Raw genomic sequence first — 20,027 nt, 5'->3', positions numbered from 1 at the left:
TACAATTTAAAAATGAGCCCTTAGCTGAAGCCAACAGAATAATAGCAAAACATATAGGGTTTAGCCATTAATAAAAACCAAATAACCCTCTTAATTCGATTAATATGGAGAAACGGCCTTCTCATCATAATCATACAAATAGGGCCTGTGACCATTTTCAGAATAGAAATATTCATCCTTCAGCGCATCTACATAATCATTATTAAAAATATGAAGATAAACTTTCCAAATATGGTTTGGCTCATAGCTATCTGATTTTAGAAAACCTCCTTCAGGATTTAAAAAATCGCCTATTTTATTTTTATAATTTTCATGATCCGGAATCATTTCGCATTGAACCTGTATAGTCCTGTCATCCAACAACCAAGTAAATGTGGTAAAACTAGCAATGTGTTGTTTAACTATAGGTTTGCCATATTGCCTTTTTAGTTCGCTTAAGAGCTTCATTTGATCTGCAAAGCCACAATCTGTTTCAGTGCTCATCATCATTAAGTTGTCCCTAAGATCAGTAATAGACACCAAATTATAAAAACTAACATTTTTAAGTTTTGCAAATTTGCCAAGGGATTTATCAGCACTCACACTATACTTTACTGAAACTGCTTTTTTTTCTCCATCCTTATAGTTGAAAACCGTATCGCTATAGGAAGAATATTTTGCGGAATTCTCCTTTTTTAATTCATTTTCATAAAGACCGCTAACGCTTAATCCAATTGGAAAATCGTCTAAATCAAGAATTCCCTCTCCTAATCTTTTAGGCTCGCATGAAGCAAAGAAAAAAAGCAAGACGCCTATTACAAACAATTTAGCGTTTAGAAATTTTTGTTTAATCATACCCTAAATATCCAACAATCTTTCCAAATGATGATAATCGATGCCAAAGTAAGCTTTAGTCTCCTTTATATTCTGTAGGATTTCTTCTTTGTTTTTTGCTCCTTTATCTTTGTTCTTAATCCCTACTACCAAAACATTCTTAGGTGTATGCGCATCAGAGATAAATTCAAAAACTTTAGTTTTATAGCCGAAATATTCTAAAATCAACGCTCTCATTCCGTCAGTTATCATCTCTGCCTGTCGCTCCAGGAAAATCCCATACTTAGTTAAAAAAGAAACATCATTTTTTACTTTGTGTTTTTCTATTTCTCTTCTAATTTGTTTATGGCAACATGGCGCAACTACAATCAATTCGGCGTTAGCTCGTATTCCTTTAAATATTGCATCATCTGTCGCTGTATCGCAAGCATGTAAGGCAATTAACAAATTAATATTTTTCTGGCTATAGCTTTCAATTGTTCCTTCTACAAATTTCAGTTTATCAAATTCAGCATCCTTTGCAATGGTATTACACAAGTCTACCATATCTTTTCTAAACTCTACTCCGGTTATGGAAATCGCATCACCTTTCTTTGAAAAATAATCGTACAACGCAAATGTCAAATAACCTTTACCAGAGCCCATGTCTACTACGTTTTTTATGGTTCTGGCAGGCAATTCTTTAATTAAAGAATTTAAAATTTCGATGTACTGGTTTATCTGTTTGTATTTGTCTTGTGCGTTTTTATAAACTTCGCCGTTAGCGTCTGTAATTTTTAGTTGGTGTAAATAAGCGTTCGCTTCTGGCTTTATCAAACGCTGTTTTACCTTATCGTGAGAATGGTTAGCCTCAAGTTTCTTTGTCAACTCACGTTGTCTTATTCTTAATGTACCTTTCTTGTCCTGCTCAATAATGTTTTCAGTTTCAGTAGTAAACAGCGTACCGATCTTGAAATCGTTACTGAGTAGGTTTATCAAAAGTTTCACACCTTCTTCAATAGCTAAGTTTTTAAAGATATCCCTTGTTTTATATCGGTAATTAAAAGAAAGCATATCGGCACGCTTAATCTTTACCAGTTTAACATATAAATTCTTCAATTCTCTATCATTGCCTTGATAGTTACCCAAAGACAACTTTACTAAAGATTTATTGGCAATACTTGCCGAAAGGACTTCTCTAAACTTTTCTAATGCTTCACCTATAACCATAAATGCTTATCATGTACTGATATGATCAGTACTATTTTTAATTGGTATAAAATTACGGTTTAAATAGCTAACCACCGATGACAAAGTATTTAATTATATGCAAATGCAACTTTAGGTATTGACAAGGCGTGTTAAATTCAGAAAAATAACACGCAATAAAAAACCTCTTTAAGAAAATTCTTAAAGAGGTTTAATTTTTTGACTTAAAAGTCTAACTATGCTTTTGGAGCTTCTTCTTCAGTAGCAGGTGCCTCAGGAGTTGCTTCTTCAGTTGCAGGAGTTTCTTCTTCAACTACTTCAGCTTTTGGAGCTTTAGCTTCTGTTGCAGGAGCATCAGCTTTTTTAGTTTTGCTTCTACCTCTACGTGTTGTTTTCTTCTCTTCAGTTGCAGCTTCTTTACCGTAAACTTCGTTGTAATCAACTAATTCAATTAAAGCCATCTCCGCATTATCACCCAAACGATTGTTTAATTTGATAATACGAGTATAACCACCTGGACGATTAGCAATTTTTGGCGCTACATCACGGAACAATTCAGTAACCGTTTCTTTGTCATGTAAGTAAGCAAATACTGTACGACGAGAGTGTGTAGTATCGTTTTTAGATTTTGTAATGATAGGCTCAACATAAACACGTAAAGCTTTAGCTTTAGCTAATGTTGTTGAAATCCTTTTGTTTTTAATCAACGATGAAGCCATGTTTGCTAACATCGCTTTTCTGTGCGATGTAGTTCTGCCTAAATGGTTGTGTTTTTTACCGTGTCTCATTTTTTGTTTTATAAAGTGTATACCGTCTCTTTGAAATTAATCTGAGGGAATTATACACAGTGAATATTTAATTTATTCGCCTAAAATCCATTTACGGATTTAGGGGTGGGGGTTACTCTTCGTCTAACTTAAATTTAGAAAGGTTCATTCCAAACGATAATTGTTTAGATTTTACCAGCTCTTGGATTTCAGTTAAAGATTTTTTACCGAAGTTTCTGAATTTTAACATGTCAGCAACATCGTAAGAAACCAAATCAGCTAAAGTACGGATGTCAGCAGCTTTTAAGCAGTTTAAGGCACGTACAGAAAGATCCAAATCAACCAATTCAGTTTTAAGGATTTTACGCATGTGTAAAATTTCCTCATCAACTTCTTTAGTTTCTTCTTTAGCTTGAGACTCTAACACTAAGTTCTCATCAGAGAATAACATAAAGTGTTGGATTAAGATTTTAGCTGCTTCTTTCAAAGCTTCTTCTGGATGGATAGAACCATCGGTAGAAATATCTAAAATCAATTTCTCATAATCCGTTTTTTGTTCAACACGATAGTTTTCAATCGTGTATTTTACATTTTTCATTGGAGTAAAAATCGAATCGATAGCGATTACACCAACTACTGTATCAGTAATCTTGTTTTCCTCAGCAGGAACATAACCACGTCCTTTATTGATAGTTAATTCCACCTCTAAAGTAACTGATTTTTCCATGTTACAGATCACAAAATCAGGGTTCAAAACCTCAAAATTGTTAGAGAATTTAGTAATGTCGCCAGCTAAGAATTGATCTTGACCGTTAACAATAATAAACACTTTCTCTGAATCTCCAGAGTCACCAACTTTCTTAAAACGTACTTGTTTTAAGTTTAAGATGATTTCTGTTAAATCTTCTACAACACCTTTCATGGTAGAAAACTCGTGAGAAACGCCTGAAAAACGAATACTAGTAATAGCAAAACCTTCTAAAGAAGAAAGTAAAATTCTTCTTAGGGCGTTACCAATTGTTACACCGAAACCGGGCTCTAAAGGACGAAATTCAAATTGACCATCGAAATCAGTTGATTTCTGCATGATTACCTTATCGGGTTTCTGAAATGCTAAAATTGCCATTTATAATGTTTTTAGATCGTTATTAATGTTGTGTAACGTAAAAAAGTTAAAGCCTTAAAGGCTTTAACTAAGATTATTACTTAGAGTATAACTCTACTATAAGGTTCTCTTTAATGTTTTCTGGGATCTCATCGCGTTGAGGATAAGCTAAAAACTTACCTGACAATTCGCTCGCATTCCAATCTAACCAACCAAATTTGTTGATCGTTCTTCCTGCTACTGAGTTAGTGATAGCTTCTAAAGATTTAGATTTATCACGTACAGCTACAACATCACCAGCTCTTAACTGATATGATGGAATATTTACAACCTCGCCGTTTACAGTTACGTGTTTATGGCTAACCAATTGGCGTGCACCTGAACGAGTTGGAGCAATACCTAATCTGTATACTGTATTGTCTAAACGAGCTTCTAATAATTGTAATAAGTTATCACCAGTGATACCTTCACGTGCAGAAGCTTTAGTAAACAAGTTACGGAATTGTTTTTCTAATACACCGTAAGTGTATTTTACCTTTTGTTTTTCCATTAACTGTACAGCGTACTCAGATTGCTTACCTCTTCTTTTAGAAGCACCATGTTGGCCTGGAGGGTAGTTTTTTCTGTCTAATACTTTATCAGGGCCGAAAATTGGCTCTCTGAATTTACGGGCGATTTTGGACTTTGGTCCGGTATATCTTGCCATGTTTTGTTTTGATTTTAAAGTATCATCCCAACTTTAATCGGGTGACTCTTAGCTTTAAAAAATAAATAATTAAACTCTTCTTTTCTTTGGTGGACGACATCCGTTGTGAGGAAGTGGAGTGATGTCTTTAATAGACAATACCTCTATACCTGCAACTTGTAAAGTTCTGATTGCAGACTCACGGCCTGAACCTGGACCTTTAACAAATACTTCAACTTTACGTAAACCTAAGTCAAATGCTACTTTAGCGCAATCTGATGAAGCCTGACCAGCAGCATATGGAGTGTTCTTTTTAGAACCTTTAAAACCCATTTTACCAGCTGAAGACCATGAGATTGTTTGACCATTGTTGTTTGTTAAAGTAACAATGATGTTGTTGAACGTAGCGTTGATGTGTGCCTGACCTACAGGTTCGATTACAACGATACGTTTTTTGGTAACTTTTTTACTTTTAGCCATTTTGCTTTAATTATAGATTAATGAATTACTGGATTAGCGAATAACCCGGACCCATTAACTAATTTAATTTATTTTATTCCAAGCAAATCCCGTGATGAAGGAACTGCTTATCAATTACTATTTACTAGCTTTTTTCTTGTTAGCAACTGTTTTTCTCTTTCCTTTACGGGTACGAGAGTTGTTTTTTGTACGTTGACCACGAACAGGCAAACCTTTTCTATGGCGTAAACCACGGTAACAACCAATATCCATTAAACGCTTAATGTTTAATTGAACTTCAGAGCGTAAAGCACCTTCTACTTTAATCTCATCGTTAATCATTGTACGAATAGCCGATAACTCATCATCAGACCAATCTTGTACTTTTTTGTTAAGATCGATACCTGCAGTAGTTAAAATACGTTGTGCAGTAGTCTTACCTATTCCGTAGATATAAGTTAGACCAATCTCTCCTCTTTTGTTTCTTGGTAAATCAATACCTGAAATCCTTGCCATATTTATTTGCTTTTTTAAGTAATTCCGAACGGCGGGCCACCGTTGTACGGTACATTACAATATTTTCTAATTACCCTTGACGTTGTTTGTATTTAGGATTTTTCTTGTTAATAACGTAAAGTTTACCTTTACGGCGAATAATCTTACAATCAGCGCTACGTTTTTTAATTGATGATCTAACTTTCATTTTATTTGTATCTATAAGTAATGCGCCCTTTTGTTAAATCGTAAGGCGACATCTCCAGTTTTACTTTATCACCAGGAAGAATTTTGATGTAGTGCATCCTCATTTTTCCCGAAATATGCGCAATAATTTCGTGACCATTTTCTAACTCAACTCTAAACATAGCGTTAGATAATGCCTCTCTTATTACTCCGTCTTGCTCAATTGAGGCTTGTTTAGCCATATAATATTGATTTTTACTTAATTAGCTGTTATTAATCAGGGTTGCAAAATTAAATAAAAATTTTTGTTTTTTTATTTTTTTTCTGCTAAAACTTTCTCTATCAGCGAAAAGGTGGATAAAACATCTGCTTTGCCCTTTTTTACAGCTACTGTATGTTCGAAATGTGCCGATGGTTTATTGTCTTTAGTTGTAACTGTCCAGCCGTCTGACCAAAATTTAACACCAGCAACGCCGGCATTAATCATAGGTTCGATGGCTATTACCATTCCTTCCTCTAACTTTAACCCATTTCCACGTTTTCCATAATTAGGCACTTCTGGTTTCTCGTGAAGTTGAACACCAACCCCATGTCCAACTAATTCCCTAACTACGCCAAAGCCATTGCTTTCCGCGTGTTCTTGTACTGCAAAACCGATATCACCGATCCTCATACCAACTACCGCTTTTTCAATTGCTAAGTTTAAACACGTTTGGGTAACTTCGCTCAGCTTTCTACTTTCTTCACTGATCTCTCCAATTGCAAATGTATAGGCAGAATCTCCAAAGAAATTATTTTTTATCACACCACAATCTACCGAGATTAAATCTCCTTCTTTGATCACATAGTCGTTCGGAATACCATGTACTACTTGTTCGTTAGGCGAGATGCACAATGAATTAGGGAAACCTCCATAATTTAAAAATGCCGGTATTGCACCGTGATCTTTAATAAATTCGTATGCTAGTTTATCTAAAGCAATTGTTGTAACACCCGGGCCAATTAATTTAGCAACTTCTGCCAATGTTTTTGAAACGAGTAAAGAACTTTCCCTTATTAATTCAATCTCTTCTGGAGACTTATAATAAATTTTCGACATGTTAGTCTTATTCCGACCGTAGAAAAAAAATTAGATGGTAGCGCTTAAACTACCATCTAATAATAACCTTTTATATTATAATGGAGATCCACTAGTAGCTCCTGCCGCTGGAATTCCAGAACGACCAGTAACTCTACCAGTTTTCATTAAACCATCATAGTGACGCATTAACAGATAACTTTCAATTTGTTGTAAAGTATCTAACACAACGCCTACTAAAATCAACAATGATGTACCACCAAAGAAATGGGCAAACTCTTGTTGAATTCCAACCTTTACTGCAAATGAAGGCAAGATTGCTATCAATGCTAAGAATAACGATCCTGGGAAAGTAATCTTAGAAATAACATCATCAATAAAAGAAGAAGTTGCTAAACCTGGTTTAATACCTGGAATAAAACCACCATTCTTTTTCATATCATCAGACATTTGTGTTGGATTTACGGTTATCGCAGTATAAAAGAATGTAAAAGCGATAATTAAAAACGCAAACGTTAGGTTGTATGTTAAAGATGTAATTTCTGTATAATTGTGTAACCAGCTATTTGTTAACTTCTCTGGGAACATTCCAATTAAAGCATTGGGAATAAACATTAAAGCCTGAGCAAAGATGATTGGCATTACACCAGCAGCATTTACTTTTAACGGAATATATTGTCTAACACCACCAACTTGTCTGTTGCCGACAATTCTCTTAGCATATTGTACAGGCACTTTACGTACACCTTGCACAATAAGGATAGTGAACATGATAACAGCAAGTAAAGCTACAACTTCAAGTACAATCATGATAAAACCACCATCGTTACCAGAAAACTTAGAAGCAACTTCTTGCTGCAAAGCCATTGGTAAACGAGCAATAATACCCACCATAATAATTAAAGAGGTACCATTACCAATACCTTTATCAGTTATTTTCTCGCCCAACCACATTACAAATAATGTACCTGCAGTTAAAACAAAACCTGATAAAATGTAAAAAGTAGTATGATCTATTGTAATAGCCGCATCAGGAACTTGTGTTTTAACATAACCAACTGCTTGTACAGCAGTAATAGCTACCGTTAAGTAACGAGTAATCTGAGTTAGTTTTTTTCTTCCGCTCTCTCCTTCTTTTTGCATTTTTTGGAAAGTAGGCACTGCTATGCCTAATAACTGAACTACAATAGAGGCCGAGATATATGGCATTACACCTAATGCTACAATTGATACTTTCGAAAAAGCACCACCTGCAAACATATCCAACAACCCTAAAATACCAGTCTTTTCAGCAGTAGATAATTGAGTGGGGTCTACACCTGGTAGTACCACCTGACAAACGAACCTGTAAATAACAAGAATCATCAGCGTAAATAAAATACGCGTTTTTAATTCTTCTATTTTCCAAATATTACTTAAAGTAGTAAATAGCTTCTTCATTAATTACAATTTTACGATTGAGCCACCAGCAGCTTCGATTGCTTTCTGTGCAGTTGCAGAAAAAGCATGAGCAGTAACTTCTAATTTAGCTTTAACTTCACCACGACCTAAGATTTTTACTAAGTCGTTTTTAGAAGCTAAACCGTGTGCTTGGATAGCAGCAAAATCAATACTTGTTAAGTTAAACTTTTCTGCTAAGTTTTGTAAAACATCTAAGTTAACACCAACATATTCTGTGCGGTTAATTGGCTTGAAACCAACCTTAGGCACACGACGTTGTAAAGGCATTTGACCACCTTCAAAACCAATTTTTGTTGAGTGACCAGAACGTGAGCCAGCTCCTTTATGACCACGAGTAGATGTACCACCACGACCAGAACCTTGACCACGACCAATTCTTTTTACTTTTTTTACAGACCCTTTTGCAGGTTTTAAATTACTTAAGTTCATTTTAAACTTTTTGTGTTGCCCTTCGCTTTCACTAATCAGGGACAACGATAAACAAATAAAAATCTGCTTAAGCGCAACAAAGGCTTAAACAGATTTTAGTAATAATTATATAGCTTCGATAGCTACTAAGTGATTAACTTTTCTTACCATCCCAATAATGGCAGCATTAGCCTCAACTTCTACACTCTGGTTTAATTTAGTTAAACCTAAAGCTTGCATTGTTCTTTTTTGGCGTTCGCTTCTATCGATAATGCTTTTTACTTGGGTAATTTTAATTTTAGCCATGATATTATCCGTTAAAAACTTTGTTTAAATCTACACCACGGTGCTGTGCTACTGTATAAGCATCACGCATTTTAGTTAAAGCATCTACAGTTGCTTTTACCACGTTGTGCGGATTTGATGAACCTTTTGACTTTGCAAGTACGTTATGGATACCTGCACTCTCTAATACTGCACGCATTGCACCACCAGCAATTACACCGGTACCTACAGCTGCTGGTTTAATTAGAACAAAACCACCAGAGAATTTACCAATTTGCTCATGAGGAACTGTACCATGTAAAATAGGAACTTTAACTAAGTTCTTTTTTGCATCGTCAATACCTTTAGCAATAGCCTCAGTAACCTCTTTTGCTTTTCCTAATCCGAAACCAACAACGCCTGCCTCGTCTCCAACAACCACAATGGCTGAGAAACTAAAAGTACGACCACCTTTGGTAACTTTGGCAACACGTTGTATGCTAACTAAGCGATCTTTTAATTCGATTTCGCTAGTTTTAACTCTTTTTATATTAATAGTTGACATCTTTCCTGTTTCTTAGATTAAAATACTAAACCAGCCTCGCGAGCACCTTCTGCCAACGATTTAACGCGTCCATGGTATAAATAACCATTTCTGTCGAAAACAACTTCTTTCACGCCTGCTGCAATTGCTTTTTCAGCAACTAATTTACCTACAGCTACAGATTGCTCAGACTTGTTGCCTTTAGCACTAAAATCTTTTGATAAAGATGATGCTGAAACTATTGTACTACCAGTTACATCATTGATGATTTGAGCATAAATACCTTTATTGCTTCTGAAAACTGATAAACGTGGACGGCTGTCAGATCCAGTAAGTCTTTTTCTGATACCTTTTTTAATACGATCTCTACGAGATAATTTTTTTCCTGCCATTTTAATTATTTTTTAGAAGCTGATTTACCTGCTTTTCTTCTTAATACTTCACCAACAAACTTGATACCTTTACCTTTATAAGGCTCTGGAGTACGTAACGAACGGATTTTCGCTGCTACTTGACCAATCAATTGTTTATCAATACTCTCTAAAATAATTTTAGGAGTTTGACCTTTTTCTGATGTAGTAGTAACTTTGATCTCTTGTGGCAATTGGAATACATAGTGGTGAGAATAACCTAAAACCAAGTCCAAAGTATTACCTTGGTTAGTAGCACGGTAACCCACACCTACTAATTCTTGTTCTATTTTAAAACCTTCTGTTACACCAACAACCATATTATTGATCAAAGAACGATATAAGCCGTGTAAAGCTTTATGTCTTTTTTGATCAGATGGACGAGATACAGTTAAAACGCCATCTTCTTGGCTTACAGTGATATCAGCATCTACTGCTTGAACTAACTCTCCTTTAGGGCCTTTTACAGTAACTAAATTATCTTTAGCTACAGAAATAGTAACACCTGCAGGTACGTTAATTGGATTCTTTCCTATTCTTGACATTGTGCTATCCTCCCTTTATTAATAAACGTGACACAATACCTCACCGCCAATGTTCAATTTGGCTGCTTCTTTATCAGTCATTACACCTTTAGAAGTAGATAAGATTGCGATACCTAAACCATTTAATACTCTTGGCATGTTTTCAACACCAGCGTATTGTCTTAAACCTGGCTTGCTGATACGAGTTAACGTACGGATTGCCGAGATTTTAGTGATTGCATTGTATTTTAATGCAATTTTGATAACGCCTTGAGCGTTAGTGTCCTCAAACTTGTAGTTTGCGATGTAACCTTTGTCGAAAAGTACTTTAGTAATTTCCTTTTTAAGGTTTGATGCAGGAATCTCTACAATTCTGTGATTTGCCTTAATGGCATTTCTTACTCTTGTAAGATAATCTGCGATTGGATCTGTATTCATTATTTATTGTTTGTGATAGTGGTATCCGTTTGCCACCCGGCATTGGGACCTGCTATCGGTTAAAATTCTAATTTGAGTTATACGTAATAAGTTATAAGTCGTAAGAATACTTACAACTTATAACTTACACTTAAAACTTTATTACCAGCTTGCTTTTCTTACCCCTGGGATTTTACCTGCTAGAGCCATTTCTCTAAAAGTAACCCTTGAGATACCAAAAGTACGCATATATCCACGAGGACGGCCAGTTAATTTACAACGGTTGTGCAAACGTACTGCTGATGAGTTTTTAGGTAACTTATCTAATCCTTCGTAATCGCCAGCTGCTTTTAATGCTGCACGTTTATCTGCAAATTTAGCTACCAATCTTTGGCGCTTAACTTCGCGTGCTTTTACACCTTCTCTTGCCATTATTGCTCAGTTTTTTGATTTTTAAACGGTAATCCAAATTGTTTTAAAAGTTCCAATGCTTCAACATCACTGGTAGCAGAAGTTACAAATGTAATATCCATACCTAAAATCTTGTTGATTTTATCGATGTTGATCTCTGGGAAAATGATTTGCTCAGTGATACCTAAGGTATAGTTACCTTTTCCATCAAATCCTTTATCATTGATTCCTTTGAAATCTCTAATACGCGGCAAAGCTACGGAAATTAATCGATCTAAAAACTCATACATGTTATTATCTCGTAAAGTTACTCTTACACCTACTGGCATACCTTTACGTAATTTGAAGTTTGAGATATCTTTTTTAGATTTTGCGCCTACTGCTTGCTGACCAGCGATGGTCGACATTTCCAAAATAGAGCTATCCATAACTTTCTTATCTGTTACAGAATAACGGCCAACACCTTGGTTAATGGCAATTTTCTCCAATTTAGGAACCTGCATTACGCTTTTGTAATTGAACTTATCTTTAAGAGCAGTTACAATTTCCTCTTTATATTTACTTTTTAATCTTGGTACGTATGACATTATTTGATCTCCTCCCCTGATATTTTAGCAACTCTAACTAATTTTCCGTCGGCGTTTAATTTACGACCAACACGAGTAGTTTTACCAGATTTTGGATCAACTAACTGAACGTTAGAAATATGAAGAGCAGCTTCTTTTTTAATTATACCACCGTTAGGTGTTGCAGCATTTGGCTTAGTGTGCTTAGAAACAAGGTTTACACCTTCTACAACCACTCTATTTTTGGCAACAATTACTTCTTGTACTGTACCTTGTTGGCCTTTTGAATCGCCAGCGATAACCTTAACTAAATCTCCTTTACGGATTTTTATTTTGGCTTGTGTTACTTTGTTTTTCATATTATAATACCTCCGGTGCTAATGATACAATTTTCATGAATTGTTTTTCACGCAGTTCTCTCGCAACCGGGCCAAAAATACGTGTACCACGTGGCTCGTCTTGTGCATTTAACAATACTGCTGCATTGTCGTCAAAACGAATATAAGAACCATCCTTACGTCTGATTTCTTTTTTGGTTCTTACTACTACTGCTTTAGAAACTGTTCCTTTTTTAATGTTACCAGATGGCAAAGCGCTTTTTACAGTAACAACAATTTTGTCGCCTATTGAAGCATATCTTTTGCCAGTTCCACCAAGTACACGGATAACCAATACTTGTTTTGCGCCGCTATTATCGGCTACGTTTAATCGTGATTCCTGTTGTACCATCTTATTTAGCTCTTTCTAAAATTTGTACTAATCTCCAGTTCTTGTTTTTACTCAGCGGACGAGTTTCTTGAATCAACACAGTATCACCGATACCACATTCGTTCTTTTCGTCATGAGCCATAAATTTGGTAGTTTTCTTAACAAACTTACCATAGATCGGGTGTTTCACTTTACGCTCAACCGCCACAACAACAGACTTATCCATTTTGTTGCTTACTACCAACCCGGTTCTTGTTTTTCTTAATTGTCTTTCCATTTCGACTCTAAAGTTATTTAGTTTCAGTTGCAGACTTAGCGTTTTGCTTAGTCAATTCAGTAGTTAATCGGGCGATGTCTTTTCTTACCTTAGTAATGCGGGTAGGATTTTCGATAGCCGAAATTGCGTGAGCAAACTTTAACTTTACTAAGTTTTCTTTTTCTTCTGCAATCTTAGCTACTAGCTCTTCTTTTGAAAGCCCTATGATTTCTGAGTTCTTCATTTTATTAATTTTTATATTCGGGTCTAGCGGTTGTAACAACAAGTTATTTACAACATTGACCCCGAAATTTATTATGCTTCTACGTAATCTCTACGTACTACAAATTTTGTTTGAATTGGTAATTTTTGAGCTGCAAGTCTTAATGCTTCTTTAGCAACTTCTAAAGGCACACCTTCTGCTTCAAAAATTATACGTCCAGGTCTAACTACGGCTACCCAGTATTCTGGAGCACCCTTACCTTTACCCATACGTACCTCAGCTGGTTTTTTAGTTACCGGTTTATCCGGGAAAATTCTAATCCAAACTTGACCTTCACGTTTCATGAAACGAGTTACCGCAATACGGGCTGCTTCTATCTGGCGACTTGTGATCCAAGTTGCCTCTAAAGATTTAATCCCGAAAGATCCGAATGACAATTCAGCACCACGAGTTGCTAAACCTTTCATTCTGCCTTTTTGCATCTTTCTGAACTTCGTTCTTTTTGGCTGTAACATTTTATCTTAATATTATCGTTAAACGATCTGTTAACTATTTGCGTGGGCCTCTGTTAGCACCGCCACCTTTATTATCTCTTCCAGCTCCGCCTTGACCCGGACGACCACCGCTGTTGCGTTTGTCATTCCTTCTGTCGCCGCCACCACCTCTGTTATCTCTACCACCGAAAGCGCCTTGAGGTCTTTCGCCACCTTTACCAGGTGCATTGCTTGTAGAACCTATGTTTGGAGAAAGATCACGTTTACCGTAAACTTCACCTTTACAGATCCAAACTTTAACACCAATTTTACCATAAGTAGTTAAAGCTTCTGCTAGTGCGTAGTCAATATCAGCACGGAAAGTATGCAAAGGAATTCTTCCTTCTTTATACTGTTCGCTACGAGCCATCTCAGCACCACCTAAACGACCAGAAGTCATTATTTTGATACCTTCAGCACCCATACGCATTGTTGATGCGATAGTAGATTTCATTGCTCTACGGAATGAAATTCTCGCTTCTAATTGTTTTGCAACACCTTCTGCTACTAATTGAGCATCAAGTTCAGGGCGTTTAATTTCGAAGATGTTAATTTGAATTTCCTTTTTAGTCAATTTCTTTAACTCTTCTTTGATTTTATCAACCTCAGCGCCTGCTTTACCAATTACAATACCCGGACGAGCTGTGTGGATAGTTACAGTGATACGTTTTAACGTACGTTCGATAACTATTTTAGCTACACCACCTTTTGCAATACGTGCAGAAAGGTATTTTCTTATTTTTTCGTCTTCAACTAATTTATCAGCATAGTTGTTGCCTCCGAACCAGTTAGAATCCCATCCTCTGATGATGCCTAACCTGTTACCTATTGGATGTGCTTTTTGTCCCATTTCTGTTAATTAGTTTGAGTTTCAACGTTTTTACTATCTACTACCAAGGTTACGTGATTAGAACGCTTACGTATTCTGTAACCACGGCCTTGAGGTGCTGGTCTAAGTCTTTTTAACTGACGACCACCGCCTACCATTATCGTTTTCACGTATAACTGGTTTTCTTCAGGGCGAGAACCTTCATTTTTAGATTCCCAGTTTTTGATAGCTGACAATAAAAGTTTCTCGACTCTGATTGCTGCTTCTTTATTTGTGAATTTTAAAATGCTTAATGCTTTCTCTACACGCTCACCTCTGATAAGATCTACAACCAAACGCATCTTACGTGGTGAGGTTGGACAATTGTTTAATTTCGCTACTGCTTCCATCTCTTAATTATTTTTTCTTTTCAGAGTGACCCCTAAATGTTCTGGTTGGAGCAAACTCTCCCAGCTTGTGACCAACCATGTTTTCTGTTACGTATACTGGTATAAATTTGTTACCGTTGTGTACAGCAAATGTATGATTCACGAAATCTGGTGAAATCATTGATCTGCGAGACCAAGTTTTGATCACAGACTTTTTGCCTGAATCATTCATAGAGATTACTTTTTTCTCTACGTTATGGTCAATATAAGGTCCTTTTTTTATCGAACGAGCCATTATTTCTTCCTTTTCTCTATGATGAAACGATTTGAGTATTTTTTAAGTGAGCGGGTTTTGAAGCCTTTAGAGTAAACTCCGTTTCTTGAACGAGGCTGACCTCCTGAAGAGCGACCTTCACCACCACCCATTGGGTGATCCACAGGGTTCATCGCTACCGGACGAGTACGCGGACGACGACCTAACCAACGGCTACGGCCTGCTTTACCTAATACTTCGTTAGCGTGATCTGCGTTAGATACTGCGCCAATTGTTGCTAAACAAGTAACCAAGATAGATCTTACCTCACCTGATGGCATTTTAATTGTAGCATATTTACCATCTCTAGCTGCAAGTTGTGCATAAGCACCAGCACTACGTGCTAATTGCGCTCCTCTACCTGGTTGAATTTCCAAGTTGTGGATGATAGATCCCAAAGGGATATTTGCTAAGGTTAATGTGTTACCTACTTCTGGAGTAGCGTTGTCACCCGAAAGCAAAGTTTGTCCTACTTGCAACCCTTCAGGTGCAATAATGTAGCGCTTCTCTCCGTCTGCGTAGTGCAACAAAGCAATACGTGCGGTACGGTTTGGATCGTATTCAACAGTTGCTACTGTTGCAGGAATGTTAAACTTATCGCGTTTAAAATCAATTAAACGGTAAGATTTTTTGTGACCACCACCAATGTAGCGCATAGTCATCTTTCCTGTATTGTTACGACCTCCCGATTTCTTAGAAGATACAACCAATGATTTTTCGGGCTTGGTTGCTGTAATCTCCGTAAAGCTTGCGCCTACCCTAAAACGGGTTCCCGGAGTGACTGGTTTAAATTTTCTTAAGCCCATAGTTATAAATTATTCAATTCTTATTAAATATTCGCGTAATAATCTATTGTTTCGCCATCTTTCAATGTTACAATAGCTTTTTTATATTTCGGGGTACGACCCGATACTAAACCACCTTTAGTATTTCTTGATTTTAACTTACCTACAACAACCATTGTGTTTAAGGCAACGATGTTAACACCATACATTTGTTCGATGGCCGATTTAATCTGCAATTTGTTAGCTCTGTGATCTACTCTGAAAGTAAAACGGTTAGCTTTTTCAGTTAATGCAGAAGCTTTTTCAGTTAATATTGGTTTTTGTAAAATTTCCATATTACTTGGCAAATGCCTCCTCCAAAGTTTTAAGCGAGTCTGCAGTTAACAAAAGTTTACCTGCATTTAACACGTCGTAAGTGTTTAAATCTGCTGCAGTGATAACTTTAGTTTTCTGAATGTTTCTGCTTGATAAATAGATATTATTATTTTGTGCAGGTAAAACCAACAAAGTTTTCTCGCCAGCTAAGTTTAATGCATTAACTAGGTTGATGTAGTTTTTAGTTTTGATTGAATCAAATGTAAAATCTTCTAAAACTACCACGTTGTTATCTTGTGCTTTGTATGATAAAGCAGATTTACGTGCTAATGATTTTAATTTTTTGTTCAATTTAAAACTATAGTCTCTTGGTTGAGGACCAAAAACACGACCACCACCATTGAACAATGGAGATTTAATGCTTCCGGCACGTGCACCACCTGTACCTTTTTGTTTGTATAATTTACGAGTAGAACCTGCAATCTCGTTACGTTGTTTAGATTTGTGCGTTCCTTGACGTTGGTTAGCCAAATATTGCTTTACATCTAAATAAATCGCGTGGTCGCTTGGTTTTACACCAAATACCGACTCAGGAAGTTGCACCTTGGCACCTGTCTCTTTTCCTGAAATGTTTATTACTTTAACTTCCATCTGCTTACTTATCTAAGATTACGTAAGAACCCTTAGCTCCTGGAATGGAACCACTAACTACTACTAGGTTTTGCTCAGCGTAAACTTTCAAAACTTGCAAGTTCTGAATTTTCACTCTATCTCCACCTGTTCTTCCCGCCATACGCATACCTTTAAATACACGAGCTGGATAAGATGCCGCACCTAATGAACCTGGCGCACGCAATCTGTTGTGCTGACCGTGAGTTTGACCACCCACACCACCAAAACCATGACGTTTAACAACACCTTGAAAACCTTTACCTTTTGAAGTACCTACAACATCAACGTAATCTCCTTCGTTAAAAATGTTTACAGTTACCGTATCACCTAAGCTTAACGATTCTTCAAACTGCTCAAATTCAACCAACTTACGCTTCGGAGTAGTGTTTGCTTTCGCAAAGTGACCCTTTAAAGGCTGGGTAGTGTTTTTTTCTTTGGCTTCATCGTATCCTAATTGAACTGATACGTAACCATCTTTCTCTTCGGTCTTAACTTGTGTTACAACACAAGGTCCAGCTTCGATCACCGTACAAGGAATATTCTTGCCTTCGGCGTCAAAAATGCTGGTCATTCCTACTTTTTTTCCAATAATACCTGACATTTTCTATTTTAAGTTTAACACCCATCGAAGCAGTAGGGCTTCGTTCAAGGTGGATATGCATCCCCGTTAAGGGAGGGCAAAAATAGGAAAGAATTCTTAATTTTCAAATAGTTAGCTAATTATTTTTTCAATTAATTAGCATTTATTTTTCTTAGTACCAGCACACTAACTAAAAATCTTGGTTTAATGTGCTATGTCGAGGTATAAACTGGCTACAATAATGCAAAGTACAATGATACCGATTATGACGTACATGTAGTCTTTCTCCATTAAAAAGCCAAAAATTGAAAAAACAACGCGAGCTATTGGCGTGAATATCAGCAATATCACACCGAATTGGATAATTGCCAAACCATCAAAAGTTTTTAGCCCTTTTAAAATTTCGGCAATAGAAGAAAACCTAACATCTTCTGGCTTGAAGGTTTCGAAAGATGAAATTTGGCTGGAATTATTATAAAGAAAAACCAATCCGCCAATAAAAACTACGCAAGCAGATACAATTACACCAACTCGAAGCAAGGTGCCTAATATCGCTTGTACATCTTTATCGCCCAAATAATGTTTTACCTGCATGCTCATATCGTTCCGGTTAATCCTTTGTAAATCATCTGCAAGGCTAAAATTGTAACCACAATAGCAAAAACAACCTTTAATTTGTCTGTTTTAGTTCTGATTAGAATTTTAGCACCAAGCGTTGCCCCTAAAATTACACCAATAGTTACGGGCATCGCGATAGCAGGATTAATTTGACCTTTATGCAAATAAACTAAAGCACTTGCAGCAGCGGTTACGCCAATCATAAAATTACTTGTAGTAGTAGAAACCTTGAAAGGAATTTTCATGATGTTATCCATACCAATAACTTTTAATGCGCCAGAACCTATGCCTAATAAGCCAGATAGTATCCCTGCTAAAAACATCATCGAGAAGCCACCAACTACTCTATGCACCGCATATTGCTGAATTTTTCCTTCGGTCGGGTAACTTCCGTTTAACTTAAAATAGTTAGCTAAAATGCTGGTTTTTTCATTATTCGAATGATCTATTTTTTTCTTCAACATCATCACTGCAGAAAAAAGCAAGATAAACCCGAAGATAACAACAATATAATCGGCCTTAATATAACTGGCTATTACAACGCCCACAATAGCACTTGCTGTAGTGGCCACTTCTAGGAACATGCCTATACGAATATTTGTAATACCTTCTTTTACATACGCCGCAGCAGAACCAGAAGAAGTTGCTATAACAGAAATAATAGATGCACCGATAGCGTAATGAATATCAACTCCTAAACCTAATGTTAACAGCGGTATAATAATTACACCACCACCTAAACCTGTTAACGAGCCCAGTAATCCCGCTAGGAAAGCGCCGATTAATACAATTAGGGTAAATAACAGGATTGACATGTGGCAAATATACCTGCTTGTTACGCTTTACCCTAAATTATATGAAAATAGTAAACTACAAAAAAGGTATATATTATAGGCATTGAGGCGTTTTTTAATATTATTCCACTTCTGTTTGGTCTTTATAACCTACCGGAACATCGTTGGTATCTAAAACCCAAATATCTTGTATTGTACTCGTACCTAAGGAGCTCCCAAAGGTGATTAATTTAAATCCGTTGTCGTATAAAGTATAGTAACCACATGGATATGCTAAAAAGCCATTACTTAATTTTACTGGCTCTGGTTTTCTGAACCCAAATTCTACTACAGTCCTACCCTTAATAAATTTATCGAATGCCTCTTCGAAAGTCATAGCATTAAAAAGATCCTCCATATTAATTACTTTTTAACTATAAAGTAAAAGAATAAAACAAAAAACTACAAATTGCTGATGCTAAAATTAAAACATAAATGCCCACTAAAAGCGAAATCAAATAGCTAGCGAGCCATATTTAATCTTTTCTACACAATATATTTTGTTTATAATTGTTAAATAAAAAAGCAATTTTATGGCGAAGCAACGTTTACTTTTTATAACTACCCTATTAATTTCCTCGTTTTTTGCTTCTACAAGCAATTCGCAAACTAGACCGGCAACGGTTCCAAAACCTGTTGCCACGCAACAATACAGAAGAGTTGATACAGTTAAAAACACAGACTTTTCGCTTAACGGTCAGTACCGTTTTATGCTTTCGCGATCAAAATCTTCATATGGTGCTAAGCTTATAAACCCAACAAGATTAGACGCTTTATGGAAAAGCGTTAATGATACGTTGAGAAAAGAGCGTGTAGAACTAACAAAAGCAAAAGCGAAAATTGCAGAACAAGAAAAAAGTATCTCATCTTTAAATGGAAAAGTTAGTGGAACTGAAAATACCTTGAATGAAGCCAATGCCAAAGTTGATGAGATTAGTTTTTTAGGAATTTCGTTTACAAAGTCTACCTATAACATTTTAGTTTGGTCTATAATTGGCGTTTTAGCGATTGCTTTGTTTGCGGTTATAGCCAGATCTACCAAAAGTATTTTGGAAGCAAAACACAGAACGCAACTTTACGATGAAATTTCTGCAGAATACCAGGCCTATAAAGCCAAAGCTAATGAGCAACAACGCAAATTAGCAAGGGAGCTGCAAGACGAAAGAAATGTTATTGAAGAAATGAAAAGTAGAGGAAGATAATTTGAGTAGTA

General features: G+C 36.2%; 35 protein-coding genes. 1 reads left to right on the top strand and 34 read right to left on the bottom strand.

The features are described 5' to 3' along the window. Positions 1-99 precede the first annotated feature (99 nt). The 34 genes from DUT69_RS05300 to DUT69_RS05135 all read right to left on the bottom strand — a co-directional run bounded on the left by DUT69_RS05300 (position 100) and on the right by DUT69_RS05135 (position 19,172). Entirely contained in the window at positions 100-834 is a 735-nt protein-coding gene (locus DUT69_RS05300; RefSeq protein ID WP_113652060.1) for a hypothetical protein, read from the bottom strand. A gap of 3 nt (positions 835-837) precedes the next feature. Beyond that, positions 838-2,022 (bottom strand): class I SAM-dependent methyltransferase, encoded by a 1,185-nt coding sequence (locus DUT69_RS05295; protein ID WP_113652059.1) that lies wholly within the window; start codon positions 2,020-2,022, stop codon positions 838-840. Between the two features lie 215 nt (positions 2,023-2,237). Further along, a complete protein-coding gene (rplQ, locus tag DUT69_RS05290; protein ID WP_113652058.1) occupies positions 2,238-2,789 on the bottom strand; it encodes a 50S ribosomal protein L17 in 552 nt (183 codons plus the stop codon). Between the two features lie 112 nt (positions 2,790-2,901). After that, complete coding sequence (locus DUT69_RS05285) at positions 2,902-3,894, bottom strand: DNA-directed RNA polymerase subunit alpha (protein ID WP_090992908.1); 993 nt, start codon at positions 3,892-3,894, stop codon at positions 2,902-2,904. Positions 3,895-3,970: 76 nt separating this feature from the next. Next, the gene (gene rpsD / locus DUT69_RS05280) at positions 3,971-4,579 is read right to left on the bottom strand and encodes a 30S ribosomal protein S4 (protein WP_113652057.1); all 609 of its coding nucleotides are present in this window, start codon (positions 4,577-4,579) and stop codon (positions 3,971-3,973) included. Between the two features lie 69 nt (positions 4,580-4,648). Next, on the bottom strand, positions 4,649-5,038 hold the full coding sequence (rpsK, locus tag DUT69_RS05275; RefSeq protein ID WP_113652056.1) for a 30S ribosomal protein S11: 390 nt from the start codon (positions 5,036-5,038) through the stop codon (positions 4,649-4,651). A gap of 117 nt (positions 5,039-5,155) precedes the next feature. Further along, a complete protein-coding gene (gene rpsM, locus DUT69_RS05270) occupies positions 5,156-5,533 on the bottom strand; it encodes a 30S ribosomal protein S13 (protein ID WP_113652055.1) in 378 nt (125 codons plus the stop codon). A gap of 70 nt (positions 5,534-5,603) precedes the next feature. After that, entirely contained in the window at positions 5,604-5,720 is a 117-nt protein-coding gene (gene rpmJ / locus DUT69_RS05265; protein ID WP_010599887.1) for a 50S ribosomal protein L36, read from the bottom strand. Between the two features lies 1 nt (position 5,721). Further along, positions 5,722-5,940, bottom strand: a complete 219-nt coding sequence (gene infA, locus DUT69_RS05260) for a translation initiation factor IF-1 (protein ID WP_010599888.1) — start codon at positions 5,938-5,940, stop codon at positions 5,722-5,724. 71 nt (positions 5,941-6,011) lie between these two features. After that, positions 6,012-6,797: a type I methionyl aminopeptidase gene (gene map / locus DUT69_RS05255; protein WP_113652054.1), complete on the bottom strand. Its 786-nt coding sequence runs from the start codon at positions 6,795-6,797 to the stop codon at positions 6,012-6,014. 75 nt (positions 6,798-6,872) lie between these two features. Next, positions 6,873-8,216, bottom strand: a complete 1,344-nt coding sequence (gene secY, locus DUT69_RS05250) for a preprotein translocase subunit SecY (RefSeq protein WP_113652053.1) — start codon at positions 8,214-8,216, stop codon at positions 6,873-6,875. Positions 8,217-8,219: 3 nt separating this feature from the next. Further along, complete coding sequence (rplO, locus tag DUT69_RS05245; RefSeq protein ID WP_113652052.1) at positions 8,220-8,666, bottom strand: 50S ribosomal protein L15; 447 nt, start codon at positions 8,664-8,666, stop codon at positions 8,220-8,222. 105 nt (positions 8,667-8,771) lie between these two features. Beyond that, a complete protein-coding gene (gene rpmD, locus DUT69_RS05240) occupies positions 8,772-8,951 on the bottom strand; it encodes a 50S ribosomal protein L30 (protein ID WP_113652051.1) in 180 nt (59 codons plus the stop codon). Positions 8,952-8,955: 4 nt separating this feature from the next. Beyond that, the gene (gene rpsE / locus DUT69_RS05235; protein WP_113652050.1) at positions 8,956-9,474 is read right to left on the bottom strand and encodes a 30S ribosomal protein S5; all 519 of its coding nucleotides are present in this window, start codon (positions 9,472-9,474) and stop codon (positions 8,956-8,958) included. Between the two features lie 17 nt (positions 9,475-9,491). Next, positions 9,492-9,845: a 50S ribosomal protein L18 gene (gene rplR, locus DUT69_RS05230; protein ID WP_113652049.1), complete on the bottom strand. Its 354-nt coding sequence runs from the start codon at positions 9,843-9,845 to the stop codon at positions 9,492-9,494. A gap of 5 nt (positions 9,846-9,850) precedes the next feature. Beyond that, a complete protein-coding gene (gene rplF / locus DUT69_RS05225) occupies positions 9,851-10,408 on the bottom strand; it encodes a 50S ribosomal protein L6 (protein ID WP_113652048.1) in 558 nt (185 codons plus the stop codon). An 18-nt stretch (positions 10,409-10,426) separates the two neighbouring features. Continuing rightward, a complete protein-coding gene (gene rpsH / locus DUT69_RS05220; RefSeq protein WP_055130471.1) occupies positions 10,427-10,825 on the bottom strand; it encodes a 30S ribosomal protein S8 in 399 nt (132 codons plus the stop codon). A gap of 141 nt (positions 10,826-10,966) precedes the next feature. Then, entirely contained in the window at positions 10,967-11,236 is a 270-nt protein-coding gene (gene rpsN, locus DUT69_RS05215) for a 30S ribosomal protein S14 (protein WP_113652047.1), read from the bottom strand. After that, complete coding sequence (gene rplE, locus DUT69_RS05210; RefSeq protein ID WP_113652046.1) at positions 11,236-11,802, bottom strand: 50S ribosomal protein L5; 567 nt, start codon at positions 11,800-11,802, stop codon at positions 11,236-11,238. The genes rpsN and rplE overlap by 1 nt, the downstream gene beginning before the upstream one ends. Continuing rightward, on the bottom strand, positions 11,802-12,140 hold the full coding sequence (rplX, locus tag DUT69_RS05205) for a 50S ribosomal protein L24 (RefSeq protein ID WP_113652045.1): 339 nt from the start codon (positions 12,138-12,140) through the stop codon (positions 11,802-11,804). The genes rplE and rplX overlap by 1 nt, the downstream gene beginning before the upstream one ends. A gap of 1 nt (position 12,141) precedes the next feature. Further along, positions 12,142-12,510 carry a 50S ribosomal protein L14 gene (rplN, locus tag DUT69_RS05200; protein WP_041878524.1) on the bottom strand — a complete coding sequence of 123 codons (369 nt, stop codon included), beginning with the start codon at positions 12,508-12,510 and terminating at the stop codon, positions 12,142-12,144. 1 nt (position 12,511) lies between these two features. After that, positions 12,512-12,766: a 30S ribosomal protein S17 gene (gene rpsQ, locus DUT69_RS05195; protein WP_055130475.1), complete on the bottom strand. Its 255-nt coding sequence runs from the start codon at positions 12,764-12,766 to the stop codon at positions 12,512-12,514. 13 nt (positions 12,767-12,779) lie between these two features. Next, on the bottom strand, positions 12,780-12,989 hold the full coding sequence (rpmC, locus tag DUT69_RS05190; protein ID WP_113652044.1) for a 50S ribosomal protein L29: 210 nt from the start codon (positions 12,987-12,989) through the stop codon (positions 12,780-12,782). A gap of 71 nt (positions 12,990-13,060) precedes the next feature. Beyond that, on the bottom strand, positions 13,061-13,483 hold the full coding sequence (gene rplP / locus DUT69_RS05185) for a 50S ribosomal protein L16 (protein ID WP_055130477.1): 423 nt from the start codon (positions 13,481-13,483) through the stop codon (positions 13,061-13,063). A 34-nt stretch (positions 13,484-13,517) separates the two neighbouring features. Next, entirely contained in the window at positions 13,518-14,351 is an 834-nt protein-coding gene (gene rpsC / locus DUT69_RS05180) for a 30S ribosomal protein S3 (protein WP_113652043.1), read from the bottom strand. Positions 14,352-14,356: 5 nt separating this feature from the next. Then, positions 14,357-14,719, bottom strand: a complete 363-nt coding sequence (rplV, locus tag DUT69_RS05175; RefSeq protein ID WP_113652042.1) for a 50S ribosomal protein L22 — start codon at positions 14,717-14,719, stop codon at positions 14,357-14,359. Between the two features lie 7 nt (positions 14,720-14,726). Next, a complete protein-coding gene (gene rpsS / locus DUT69_RS05170) occupies positions 14,727-14,993 on the bottom strand; it encodes a 30S ribosomal protein S19 (RefSeq protein ID WP_113652041.1) in 267 nt (88 codons plus the stop codon). Beyond that, positions 14,993-15,817 carry a 50S ribosomal protein L2 gene (gene rplB / locus DUT69_RS05165; RefSeq protein WP_113652040.1) on the bottom strand — a complete coding sequence of 275 codons (825 nt, stop codon included), beginning with the start codon at positions 15,815-15,817 and terminating at the stop codon, positions 14,993-14,995. The genes rpsS and rplB overlap by 1 nt, the downstream gene beginning before the upstream one ends. A gap of 23 nt (positions 15,818-15,840) precedes the next feature. Then, positions 15,841-16,131 carry a 50S ribosomal protein L23 gene (rplW, locus tag DUT69_RS05160; RefSeq protein WP_113652039.1) on the bottom strand — a complete coding sequence of 97 codons (291 nt, stop codon included), beginning with the start codon at positions 16,129-16,131 and terminating at the stop codon, positions 15,841-15,843. A 1-nt stretch (position 16,132) separates the two neighbouring features. Continuing rightward, positions 16,133-16,762, bottom strand: coding sequence for a 50S ribosomal protein L4 (gene rplD / locus DUT69_RS05155; RefSeq protein WP_113652038.1), 630 nt, complete (start codon positions 16,760-16,762; stop codon positions 16,133-16,135). Positions 16,763-16,766: 4 nt separating this feature from the next. Beyond that, positions 16,767-17,384: a 50S ribosomal protein L3 gene (gene rplC, locus DUT69_RS05150; RefSeq protein WP_113652037.1), complete on the bottom strand. Its 618-nt coding sequence runs from the start codon at positions 17,382-17,384 to the stop codon at positions 16,767-16,769. 183 nt (positions 17,385-17,567) lie between these two features. Next, positions 17,568-17,963: a DUF1634 domain-containing protein gene (locus DUT69_RS05145; protein ID WP_113652036.1), complete on the bottom strand. Its 396-nt coding sequence runs from the start codon at positions 17,961-17,963 to the stop codon at positions 17,568-17,570. After that, positions 17,960-18,796, bottom strand: coding sequence for a sulfite exporter TauE/SafE family protein (locus tag DUT69_RS05140; RefSeq protein WP_113652035.1), 837 nt, complete (start codon positions 18,794-18,796; stop codon positions 17,960-17,962). The genes DUT69_RS05145 and DUT69_RS05140 overlap by 4 nt, the downstream gene beginning before the upstream one ends. A 100-nt stretch (positions 18,797-18,896) precedes the next feature. After that, the gene (locus tag DUT69_RS05135) at positions 18,897-19,172 is read right to left on the bottom strand and encodes a hypothetical protein (RefSeq protein WP_113652034.1); all 276 of its coding nucleotides are present in this window, start codon (positions 19,170-19,172) and stop codon (positions 18,897-18,899) included. A 175-nt stretch (positions 19,173-19,347) separates the two neighbouring features. Between DUT69_RS05135 and DUT69_RS05130 the strand changes: the two genes are divergently transcribed. Further along, positions 19,348-20,016 (top strand): hypothetical protein, encoded by a 669-nt coding sequence (locus DUT69_RS05130; RefSeq protein ID WP_113652033.1) that lies wholly within the window; start codon positions 19,348-19,350, stop codon positions 20,014-20,016. The last annotated feature ends 11 nt before the right edge of the window (positions 20,017-20,027 follow it).

The organism is Pedobacter namyangjuensis (genome assembly GCF_003313325.1).
Classification (GTDB): domain Bacteria; phylum Bacteroidota; class Bacteroidia; order Sphingobacteriales; family Sphingobacteriaceae; genus Pedobacter; species Pedobacter namyangjuensis.
This window is presented reverse-complemented; position numbering and strand designations above follow the sequence as displayed.

Excerpts from the sequence above, each read along its gene's own strand:
- DUT69_RS05300 (WP_113652060.1), bottom strand. The coding sequence starts at position 834 with ATGATTAAACAAAAATTTCTAAACGCTAAATTGTTTGTAATAGGCGTC.
- DUT69_RS05295 (WP_113652059.1), bottom strand. The coding sequence starts at position 2,022 with ATGGTTATAGGTGAAGCATTAGAAAAGTTTAGAGAAGTCCTTTCGGCA.
- rplQ (WP_113652058.1), bottom strand. The coding sequence starts at position 2,789 with ATGAGACACGGTAAAAAACACAACCATTTAGGCAGAACTACATCGCAC.
- DUT69_RS05285 (WP_090992908.1), bottom strand. The coding sequence starts at position 3,894 with ATGGCAATTTTAGCATTTCAGAAACCCGATAAGGTAATCATGCAGAAA.
- rpsD (WP_113652057.1), bottom strand. The coding sequence starts at position 4,579 with ATGGCAAGATATACCGGACCAAAGTCCAAAATCGCCCGTAAATTCAGA.
- rpsK (WP_113652056.1), bottom strand. The coding sequence starts at position 5,038 with ATGGCTAAAAGTAAAAAAGTTACCAAAAAACGTATCGTTGTAATCGAA.
- rpsM (WP_113652055.1), bottom strand. The coding sequence starts at position 5,533 with ATGGCAAGGATTTCAGGTATTGATTTACCAAGAAACAAAAGAGGAGAG.
- rpmJ (WP_010599887.1), bottom strand. The coding sequence starts at position 5,720 with ATGAAAGTTAGATCATCAATTAAAAAACGTAGCGCTGATTGTAAGATT.
- infA (WP_010599888.1), bottom strand. The coding sequence starts at position 5,940 with ATGGCTAAACAAGCCTCAATTGAGCAAGACGGAGTAATAAGAGAGGCA.
- map (WP_113652054.1), bottom strand. The coding sequence starts at position 6,797 with ATGTCGAAAATTTATTATAAGTCTCCAGAAGAGATTGAATTAATAAGG.
- secY (WP_113652053.1), bottom strand. The coding sequence starts at position 8,216 with ATGAAGAAGCTATTTACTACTTTAAGTAATATTTGGAAAATAGAAGAA.
- rplO (WP_113652052.1), bottom strand. The coding sequence starts at position 8,666 with ATGAACTTAAGTAATTTAAAACCTGCAAAAGGGTCTGTAAAAAAAGTA.
- rpmD (WP_113652051.1), bottom strand. The coding sequence starts at position 8,951 with ATGGCTAAAATTAAAATTACCCAAGTAAAAAGCATTATCGATAGAAGC.
- rpsE (WP_113652050.1), bottom strand. The coding sequence starts at position 9,474 with ATGTCAACTATTAATATAAAAAGAGTTAAAACTAGCGAAATCGAATTA.
- rplR (WP_113652049.1), bottom strand. The coding sequence starts at position 9,845 with ATGGCAGGAAAAAAATTATCTCGTAGAGATCGTATTAAAAAAGGTATC.
- rplF (WP_113652048.1), bottom strand. The coding sequence starts at position 10,408 with ATGTCAAGAATAGGAAAGAATCCAATTAACGTACCTGCAGGTGTTACT.
- rpsH (WP_055130471.1), bottom strand. The coding sequence starts at position 10,825 with ATGAATACAGATCCAATCGCAGATTATCTTACAAGAGTAAGAAATGCC.
- rpsN (WP_113652047.1), bottom strand. The coding sequence starts at position 11,236 with ATGGCAAGAGAAGGTGTAAAAGCACGCGAAGTTAAGCGCCAAAGATTG.
- rplE (WP_113652046.1), bottom strand. The coding sequence starts at position 11,802 with ATGTCATACGTACCAAGATTAAAAAGTAAATATAAAGAGGAAATTGTA.
- rplX (WP_113652045.1), bottom strand. The coding sequence starts at position 12,140 with ATGAAAAACAAAGTAACACAAGCCAAAATAAAAATCCGTAAAGGAGAT.
- rplN (WP_041878524.1), bottom strand. The coding sequence starts at position 12,510 with ATGGTACAACAGGAATCACGATTAAACGTAGCCGATAATAGCGGCGCA.
- rpsQ (WP_055130475.1), bottom strand. The coding sequence starts at position 12,766 with ATGGAAAGACAATTAAGAAAAACAAGAACCGGGTTGGTAGTAAGCAAC.
- rpmC (WP_113652044.1), bottom strand. The coding sequence starts at position 12,989 with ATGAAGAACTCAGAAATCATAGGGCTTTCAAAAGAAGAGCTAGTAGCT.
- rplP (WP_055130477.1), bottom strand. The coding sequence starts at position 13,483 with ATGTTACAGCCAAAAAGAACGAAGTTCAGAAAGATGCAAAAAGGCAGA.
- rpsC (WP_113652043.1), bottom strand. The coding sequence starts at position 14,351 with ATGGGACAAAAAGCACATCCAATAGGTAACAGGTTAGGCATCATCAGA.
- rplV (WP_113652042.1), bottom strand. The coding sequence starts at position 14,719 with ATGGAAGCAGTAGCGAAATTAAACAATTGTCCAACCTCACCACGTAAG.
- rpsS (WP_113652041.1), bottom strand. The coding sequence starts at position 14,993 with ATGGCTCGTTCGATAAAAAAAGGACCTTATATTGACCATAACGTAGAG.
- rplB (WP_113652040.1), bottom strand. The coding sequence starts at position 15,817 with ATGGGCTTAAGAAAATTTAAACCAGTCACTCCGGGAACCCGTTTTAGG.
- rplW (WP_113652039.1), bottom strand. The coding sequence starts at position 16,131 with ATGGAAATTTTACAAAAACCAATATTAACTGAAAAAGCTTCTGCATTA.
- rplD (WP_113652038.1), bottom strand. The coding sequence starts at position 16,762 with ATGGAAGTTAAAGTAATAAACATTTCAGGAAAAGAGACAGGTGCCAAG.
- rplC (WP_113652037.1), bottom strand. The coding sequence starts at position 17,384 with ATGTCAGGTATTATTGGAAAAAAAGTAGGAATGACCAGCATTTTTGAC.
- DUT69_RS05145 (WP_113652036.1), bottom strand. The coding sequence starts at position 17,963 with ATGAGCATGCAGGTAAAACATTATTTGGGCGATAAAGATGTACAAGCG.
- DUT69_RS05140 (WP_113652035.1), bottom strand. The coding sequence starts at position 18,796 with ATGTCAATCCTGTTATTTACCCTAATTGTATTAATCGGCGCTTTCCTA.
- DUT69_RS05135 (WP_113652034.1), bottom strand. The coding sequence starts at position 19,172 with ATGGAGGATCTTTTTAATGCTATGACTTTCGAAGAGGCATTCGATAAA.
- DUT69_RS05130 (WP_113652033.1), top strand. The coding sequence starts at position 19,348 with ATGGCGAAGCAACGTTTACTTTTTATAACTACCCTATTAATTTCCTCG.